This window comes from Lysobacter sp. N42 (assembly GCF_004344885.1).
On the sequence record NZ_SKFB01000074.1, the window covers coordinates 1 to 7137 of the forward strand.

The 7137-nt window shown below is 74.1% G+C and carries 6 protein-coding genes; 1 reads left to right on the forward strand and 5 read right to left on the reverse strand.

Translation table 11 applies throughout. The features are described from left to right. Window positions 1-249 precede the first annotated feature (249 nt). Complete coding sequence (gene glnE / locus EYQ95_RS25345; protein WP_132331854.1) at window positions 250-3027, reverse strand: bifunctional [glutamate--ammonia ligase]-adenylyl-L-tyrosine phosphorylase/[glutamate--ammonia-ligase] adenylyltransferase; 2778 nt, start codon at window positions 3025-3027, stop codon at window positions 250-252. Window positions 3028-3348: 321 nt separating this feature from the next. On the opposite strand from glnE, the gene EYQ95_RS25350 reads away from it, so the two are divergent. After that, window positions 3349-3753, forward strand: a complete 405-nt coding sequence (locus EYQ95_RS25350) for a hypothetical protein (RefSeq protein ID WP_132331856.1) — start codon at window positions 3349-3351, stop codon at window positions 3751-3753. A 3-nt stretch (window positions 3754-3756) separates the two neighbouring features. Here the strand turns inward: EYQ95_RS25350 and EYQ95_RS25355 are convergent, their stop codons facing one another. Genes EYQ95_RS25355 through EYQ95_RS25370 form a run of 4 tightly spaced genes read right to left on the reverse strand, consistent with a single transcriptional unit; the run spans window position 3757 to window position 6627 of the window. Continuing rightward, complete coding sequence (locus EYQ95_RS25355; protein ID WP_132331858.1) at window positions 3757-4326, reverse strand: cytochrome b; 570 nt, start codon at window positions 4324-4326, stop codon at window positions 3757-3759. Then, window positions 4311-4991: a hypothetical protein gene (locus EYQ95_RS25360; RefSeq protein WP_207916674.1), complete on the reverse strand. Its 681-nt coding sequence runs from the start codon at window positions 4989-4991 to the stop codon at window positions 4311-4313. Before EYQ95_RS25360 ends, EYQ95_RS25355 begins: the two co-directional genes overlap by 16 nt. A 50-nt stretch (window positions 4992-5041) precedes the next feature. Continuing rightward, on the reverse strand, window positions 5042-6094 hold the full coding sequence (locus tag EYQ95_RS25365; RefSeq protein ID WP_132331864.1) for a FecR domain-containing protein: 1053 nt from the start codon (window positions 6092-6094) through the stop codon (window positions 5042-5044). Continuing rightward, complete coding sequence (locus EYQ95_RS25370; RefSeq protein WP_132331860.1) at window positions 6091-6627, reverse strand: RNA polymerase sigma factor; 537 nt, start codon at window positions 6625-6627, stop codon at window positions 6091-6093. Before EYQ95_RS25370 ends, EYQ95_RS25365 begins: the two co-directional genes overlap by 4 nt. Window positions 6628-7137 lie beyond the last annotated feature (510 nt).

Below are 7137 nucleotides of genomic sequence, written 5' to 3' on the forward strand. Positions count from 1 at the left end.
AACGGCTGGGGCGTGGGGATTGACTGGCCATGCCCGCCAGTCTCTCCGGGTATACCTGAATGTCGATTCGACCTAGGGCCTGTCAACGCTATCGGCATGGGTCGCGCCCGCCCTGCGGGTGAGGCCCGAGGCCGCCCCATGCAGCCCCGCGCGGCTCGACCTTGCAGTCAGCAAGGCGCATCGCCGCGCAGAACCGCCTGACACGGCCTCAGGCCTCGCGCGACCCATGCCGACAGCGTTGGACAGGTCCTAGAACGCCAGGCCCGCCGCGCGTGCGAAGGCGCGTACCGCCTCGCGCGCGCCCTCGACCGCCGCATCCGGCGGAACGCGCCGCGCGCGACGATCCAGCGTGCAGTCGAGCCCGCGCGCCAGGAGCAGCGCATGCGCGGCGATGGCGGCATCGGCCCGCTGCTCCGCCACCAGGCCCGCCGCGCGCGCAGCCTCGAGCAGTGCGCAGGTATTGCGCGGTGCGAGCAGGGCATCGGTGCGCGCCGCGTGCTGCAGGACCAGTGCCTGCAGCGCGAATTCGAGGTCGACCAGCCCGCCCTCGCCCTGCTTGAGGTCGAACGCGGCGCCATCGGAGCGGTCGAGCTCGGCGCGCATGCGGCGGCGCATCGCGGCCACGTCCTCGAGCACGCGCGCGGCCTCGCGTGGCATGCCCAGCGTGGCGCGCCTGACGGCCTCGAAGTCCGCGCACAGCGCGTCGTCGCCACCGATGCAGCGCGCGCGCACCAGCGCCTGGTGCTCCCAGGTCCATGCGCGCTCGCGCTGGTAGGCGGCGAAGCTGGCGAGGCTGGAAACGAGCAGGCCCTTGGCGCCGTCGGGGCGCAGGCGTACGTCGACGTCGTACAGGCGCCCGGCGCCGGTGGGCGCACCCAGCAGCGAGACGATCTTCTGCGCGAGCCGCGCGAACCAGCGCTGCGCGTCCAGCGGGCGCGCGCCGTCCGACTCCGCGTCGGGCGGTGCGTCGTAGAGGAAGACGAGGTCGAGGTCGGAACCGAAGCCCAGTTCCTCGCCACCGAGGCTGCCGTAGCCCAGCACCGCAAAACGCGCGGCCGGCACGCGGCCATGCACCTGCGCGACCTCGTCGCACGCAAGGCGCAGCACCTGCCGGACCACCGCATCGGCCAGCCAGGCGAGCTGGCGCGCGGCGTCGGCCGCGGGCTGGCGGCCGTCGCGCACGGCCATGGCGATGCGAAAGCCCAGCGCCTGGCGCGCCTCGTTGAGCGCGCGCAGGGCCTGTTCGGTGTCGTCGATGCCGTCGACGGCCGCGGCGCAGGCGCCGTCGAGCACGCCGCGCCCGGGCAGCGCGCCGGCCACGCGCACGTCCAGCAGTTCGTCCAGCAGCAGCGGATAGGCGGCCAGGCGCTCGGCCAGCAGCGCGCTGCGGGTGACGACGTCGACCAGCCGCTGCAGCGCGGCCGGCTGCTCGTCCAGCAGGGCCAGGTAGGCGCTGCGGCGCAGCACGTTGCCCACCAGCGCCAGCAGGCGCCGCAAGGCCAGCAGCGGCTCGCGCGAGTTCGCGGCGGCCAGCAGCAGCTGCGGCATCACCCGGTCCAGGCGCAGGCGCGAGGCGTCGCCCAGGCCGCGCATGGCCGGCGCGCGCGCGAAGTCGCGCAGCAGCGCATCGGCCTCGTCGGCCGGGCGCAGGCCAGCCTGGTCGAGTACGCGGGCATCGGCCTCGCCGGGCAGCGCGCGCCAGTACAGCGCGAGCGCATCGGGCGGGGCGTCGACCTCGCGCGGGGCCAGCAGCGCGGCGAACTCGGTGGCCACGCGCCCGCGCACGGCGTCGAGCTCGGCACGGAACGTGGTCCAGTCGGCATGGCCCAGGCCGCGGGCGATGCGCTCGCGCGCCAGCGCATCCACCGGCAGCGCATGCGTCTGCGCATCGGCGAGCATCTGCAGGCGGTTCTCCACGCGCCGCAGGTAACGGTAGGCCTGCGCCAGTGCGTCGCCGGTGGCGGCGTCCACGTGGCCCGCCTCGACGAGTGCGGCCAGCGCCGGCAGGAGGCGTCGCCCGCGCAGCGCCGGCTCGCGGCCGCCACGGATCAGTTGCAGGGCCTGCACCAGGAACTCGATCTCGCGAATGCCCCCGGGGCCGCGCTTGACGTCGTCGGCCAGGTCGCGCCGCGCGACCTCGGCGGCGATCGAGGCCTTCATCGCGCGCAGGCCGTCCAGCGCGCCGTAGTCGAGGTAGCGGCGGTAGACGAAGGGACGCAGCGCCTGCAGGAAGCGTTCGCCCGCCTCCACGTCGCCGGCCACGGGCCGCGCCTTCTGCCAGGCATAGCGCTCCCAGTCGCGGCCCTCGCGCTGGAAGTACTGCTCCAGCGCCGGGAACGACCAGGCCACCCGCCCGGCGGTGCCGAAGGGGCGCAGGCGCAGGTCGACGCGATGGCAGAAGCCGTCGGCGGTCACCTCGTCCAGCAGCTTCGCCAGCTGCTGGCCCAGCCGCATGAAATAGCCCTCGGCATCGAGCGGCCGCGGCCCATCGGACTCGCCGGCATCCTCGTAGGCGTAGACGAGGTCGATGTCGGAACTGAAGTTGAGTTCGCCGCCGCCGAGCTTGCCCAGGCCGAAGACGACCAGCCGCAGCGGCCGGCCGTCGGCCGCGCGGACGTCGCCATGGCGCGCGCGGAACTGCGCCTCCAGCGCCGACAGCGCCAGCGCCAGGCAGTCGTCGGCCAGGCGCGTGGCGCCGGCCAGCGTGGCGTCGACGTCGTCCAGCCCGTGCACGTCGCGCCAGACCAGCCGCGTCGAGGCGGCCGCGCGGTAGCGGCGCAACTGGCCGGGCCAGGCGGACGGGTCGGAGTGATCGAGCACGGGCGGGGCGACCGGCGCCTCGCCGTCGTCGTCCAGCAGGCGGCGCAGCAGTGCGCCATCGCGGGCCAGCGTGGCCATGGCGAAGTCGCTGGCCATGGCGACGGGCGCAATGCGCGCCGCTTCCTCCGGAGCCAGGCCGGGCAGCTGCGCGAGGGCGCGTCGGATCAGGGCGTCGACCGCATCCGCGGCATCGGTCGGGGCGGTCATGCAGCCATTCTGTCACGCCGCTGCAAGCCCCGGCGGGCAAAGAAAAGCCCACTGCCGTTGCCGGCAGCGGGCTCCTGCTCCCTCCCCCACGTCGGGATGCCGAGCCAGTGTTAAAGCGCCGTGATGGCGAATGCACGCTGCGCCGCAGCAAAACCTTGCTGGTTCAGGCGCCCGGTCGCGGCTTCGCGAGCCGGCGCCCCGGGCTGGCGCGGGGAGCCCCGACCGCTGCCACGCGCCCCGCACGCGTTGCGATGCCCTACGAAAAAAGAAGGCCCCGCCGGAGCGGGGCCTTCCTGTCTGCGGTACTGACGCGACGGACCAGTGGCGCAGCGCGGCGGCCTGCAGGATGCATCGTTCGAGGTGGTCGATCTGCGGCGCGAGTATCCGCAGCATCGCGGCAGCGTCGCGCTGCTGGACGTGCTGCAGTTCATCCCGCCGGACGCGCAGGCGCGCACGCTCGACGCCGCGGTGGCGATGCTCACGCCCGGCGCGCGGCTGGTGATCCGCACCGGCCTGGCCGACGGCAGTCGCCGCGCGCGGGTGACGCGGGCGGTGGACGTGGTGTCGCGCGCGGTGGGCTGGATGGTCTCGGGGCCGACGCGCTATCCCGAGCCGGACGCGCTGCGCGCGCGTTTCGAGGCCGCCGGACTGCACGCGACGTTCACCCCGCTGTACGGGCGCACGCCGTTCAACAACTGGCGGATCGTGGCGACCCGGCCGGGCTGACGTTCACAGCAGGCGGCGCGAGACGAGCCGGTCGCGCAGCACCCACTGGTGCCAGAGCGCGGCCGCCACATGCAACGCCACCAGCCCGGCCAACGCCCACGCGCTCCAGTAGTGCACGTACCAGGCGATCGCGCGCCAGGTCTCGTCGTCCGCCGGCGGCGTGAACAAGCGCGGCACCTGCCCCAGGCCGAACACGTCCCGCGGGCCGTCCATCCACACCCAGATCACGTAACCGCTGAGCGGCAGCACGAACAGCAGCAGGTACAGGGCTGCATGGACGCACGCGGCGAGCCGGCGTCGCCACGGCCGCGCATCGACCGTGGCGGGCGGCGGCAGCCCATGCAGCAGGCGCCGGCCGGCACGCAACACCATGAGTGCCAGCAGCAGCATGCCGAGCTGGAAGTGGAGGTGGAGCAGGCGCGCGCCGGTGTCGCGCTCGGATGCCGTTTCCGCCGCCCAGCCCAGGCCGATCTGGACGAACACGCCGAGCGCGACCGCCCAGTGCAGAAGGCGGGCCAGCGGCGGATAGCGCTCGTCGGCCCGGGCACCGGGCCGGTTCAGCGCGCGCGGCATTCGCGGTACCCCGGCACGCCCTGGCCCAGCACGATGTCGCGCTCGACCTGCCAGACCCCGTCGCCGGACCGGCGCGGCACGACCAGGCCGGCACCGCCCACGCCCTGCACCAACTGCCGTTCCTGCGCCGGCGTCAGCCTGGGATCGTCGCGGAACACCACGTCGTCGATGAAGTAGGTGAAGCAGCCGGGCTCGACGACCTGCATGTGGATGTGCTCGGGAATGTCCTCGCCCGGATAGGCGCCCGGCCGGATGGTGTCGAAGGCGTAACGCCCCTGGGCATCGGAACGCACCCAGGCGCGCAGACGGCCATGCCGCATGGCGCCGGCGTCGGACGCCGCGCGCGGCTTCGGATAGCGGCCGGCATGGTCGGTCTGGTAGGCGTACACGATCACGCCGGCACGCGCGCGACCGGAGCGGTCCAGCACGCGTCCCGACACGGTCATCGGCGCGCCCGGCTGGTCCGCGGGCGCGATCCGCGCGCGGGAGGGGATCGTCGCCGGCATGCCGTCGAACACCGCCTCGCATCCTTCGCAGGCGTGGCCGATCACGGGCAGCGGCGCGCGGACGGCAGCGTCGGCGCGGTCGTCGCGCATGCCTGCGCCGGATCCTGCGGCGATGGCCGGCACGAGTACCGCGGCGGCGAAGAGCGATCGAAGCGGCATGTCCGGCTCCGGATGGGGTTCGGGAACGGACGTGCCCGCGGCGGCCGGCGTTAACCGGACTCCGTGCCCGTCGCCGGCAACGCGTCCGGCCATTGCAGCCACCACCGCTTGGCGCGCGGATAGGGCAGTGCGTCCCACCACGGATCCACCGCCGCCGGCGTGCGGCGCACGATCGCCTCGCGCGCGACCGGCGGCGCGTCCGGCAGAAGTTGGACCAGCCGGTCGTACAGCGGCCCCTGCGCCAGCTCGGGGTGACGTTGCAGGAGCGTGAGCAGACTGATGGCGTCCTGCGGGCGCGATGCGGCGATCAACCGGCGCACCTGCTCGCCGGCGGGCGGCACCCGCCCGCCTCGTGCGTCGATCGCCTGCAAGGCTGCGACGAACGCGGCGCTCGCGCCCAGATCGCGCGGCGTGCCCGCTCCCGCACCGCGGCGCAGGGGCACGGTCGCACCGCGCGGCACCAGCACTTCGCCCGAGCCGGCATCCACCAGCACCCAACCGCTGAGCACGGTCAGCGCCCCGTTGCCCGCGGCGTCGCTCTCGACCACGAATTCGCATCCCAGGTCCAGCGCCTCGACGCCCGGCAACCGCACGCCGAAATGCAGCGGCGGTGCCCACACCCTGGCCCGCAGGCGTCCCTGCAGCAGCCGCACCCGGTGCCGGCCGGAACGCGTCTCCTCCAGCCGCAGCCGCGAGTCCACGCCGAGCCACAGCTCGCCGATGCGCGCCACGCGCAGGCGGGCACGCCCCTGCTCGCCGGTGACGATCTCGCCTCCCGGGGCCAGACGCCCTGGCGTCGGCCCGTCCTGCCAGCGCACCTCGCCCGTGGTCGTCAGCACCTGCCAGGCCTCGCCGTCCGGCCAGGCCAGACGGTGCTGCAGCAGCAGCGTCACGGCCAGTGCGCAGACCGCCAGCGTCGCCGCCAGCGCCAGCGTCGTCCGCGCCCGGCGCGCTGGGCGCGGGCCCGGGCTTCCCCGGTCGGCGCGCCACGCCGGCGACAGGCCGTGCGGACGATGTGCGTAAGGCGCCAATAGCCGCTCCAGGCGCTCGATCTCGCGATCGCGCCCGGCCTTCGTCCACAGATAGTCGTCGTGGCCGCTCATGATCGCGCCCCTTCTTCTCGCACCGCCAACGCCTGGCGCAACTGCGCCATGCCGCGGTGCAGGTTGACCCGCACGCTGCCCGGCGTCAGGCCGGTCAGTTGCGCGATCTCCGGTCCCGTCAGCCCCTCCACCAGACGCAGGATCAGGGTCTCGCGATAGGCCTCGGGCAGCGCGCGAATCGCCCGCAGCACGCGTTCGGCGTCGGCACGGTCCTCGTGCGTGGCGCCGCCGGCGGGCAGCTCGATTCCGACGCCGGTCAACGGCGCGCTGCGGCGAAGCTGGTCCAGCGCGGCCCGCCGCGCCACGCTCACGATCCAGCCGGGGAACGCGGCATCCTCGCGCAGATCGGCGAGCCGTCCGAGCGCGACCTCGAACACGTGCTGGGTCAGGTCCTCGGCATCGGCGTGCTGCACGTAGCCGAGCAGCACACCGTGCACCACGGGCGCGAAACGGCGGTACAGGCGTTCCAGCGCGCCGCCGTCTCCCCGGCGCGCGGCGGCGACCAGCGCGGCTGTTGCTTCGGTTTCGCTCAAGCAGTGGAGGGTATAGGAAGTTCAACCGCCCTTTTTTGCGAGTCTGGCGGGCAGGAAGCGGCCGCGCAAGCGCCGCTTTGGGCACAGATCGGGCACAGATCGGGGGTTCATGCGTGGGTTTTCGACATCGCGGGGCCACGCAGCGGCTCAGTGCGTAGCCATTTCTCACCGAATCCCGGCACAGGGCCGAGCGCAGCCCTGCGGGGTCGTGGCCGCATCGGATCGGACTCTGGCTTGGCTGCCGGCTGTGTGGCCGGCGCCTCATCACGCGGCGGCCGGCGGCGGCGCGCGCTGCTGTCCGGTAGTGCGCTTGCTCCAGCGCGCCGTGTTTCTCGAAGTGGGCGAGGATGGCGCGGATGGCGCGGATGGCGGTGGGTTCCTCGATGCTGGCGACGATCCGTACCGCGCCGCCGCAGTGGGCGCAGGTGGTGATGTCGATGGAAAAGACCCGCTTGAGCCGTTGCGCCCAGCTCATCGCACGGCGCTTCTGCTCGGGGCTGCGCGGCTCGT

Coding starts and splice junctions, on each gene's coding strand:
- EYQ95_RS25365 (WP_132331864.1), bottom strand. CDS start 6,094: ATGAGCGGCCACGACGACTATCTGTGGACGAAGGCCGGGCGCGATCGC.
- EYQ95_RS25360 (WP_207916674.1), bottom strand. CDS start 4,991: ATGCCGCTTCGATCGCTCTTCGCCGCCGCGGTACTCGTGCCGGCCATC.
- glnE (WP_132331854.1), bottom strand. CDS start 3,027: ATGACCGCCCCGACCGATGCCGCGGATGCGGTCGACGCCCTGATCCGA.
- EYQ95_RS25355 (WP_132331858.1), bottom strand. CDS start 4,326: ATGCCGCGCGCGCTGAACCGGCCCGGTGCCCGGGCCGACGAGCGCTAT.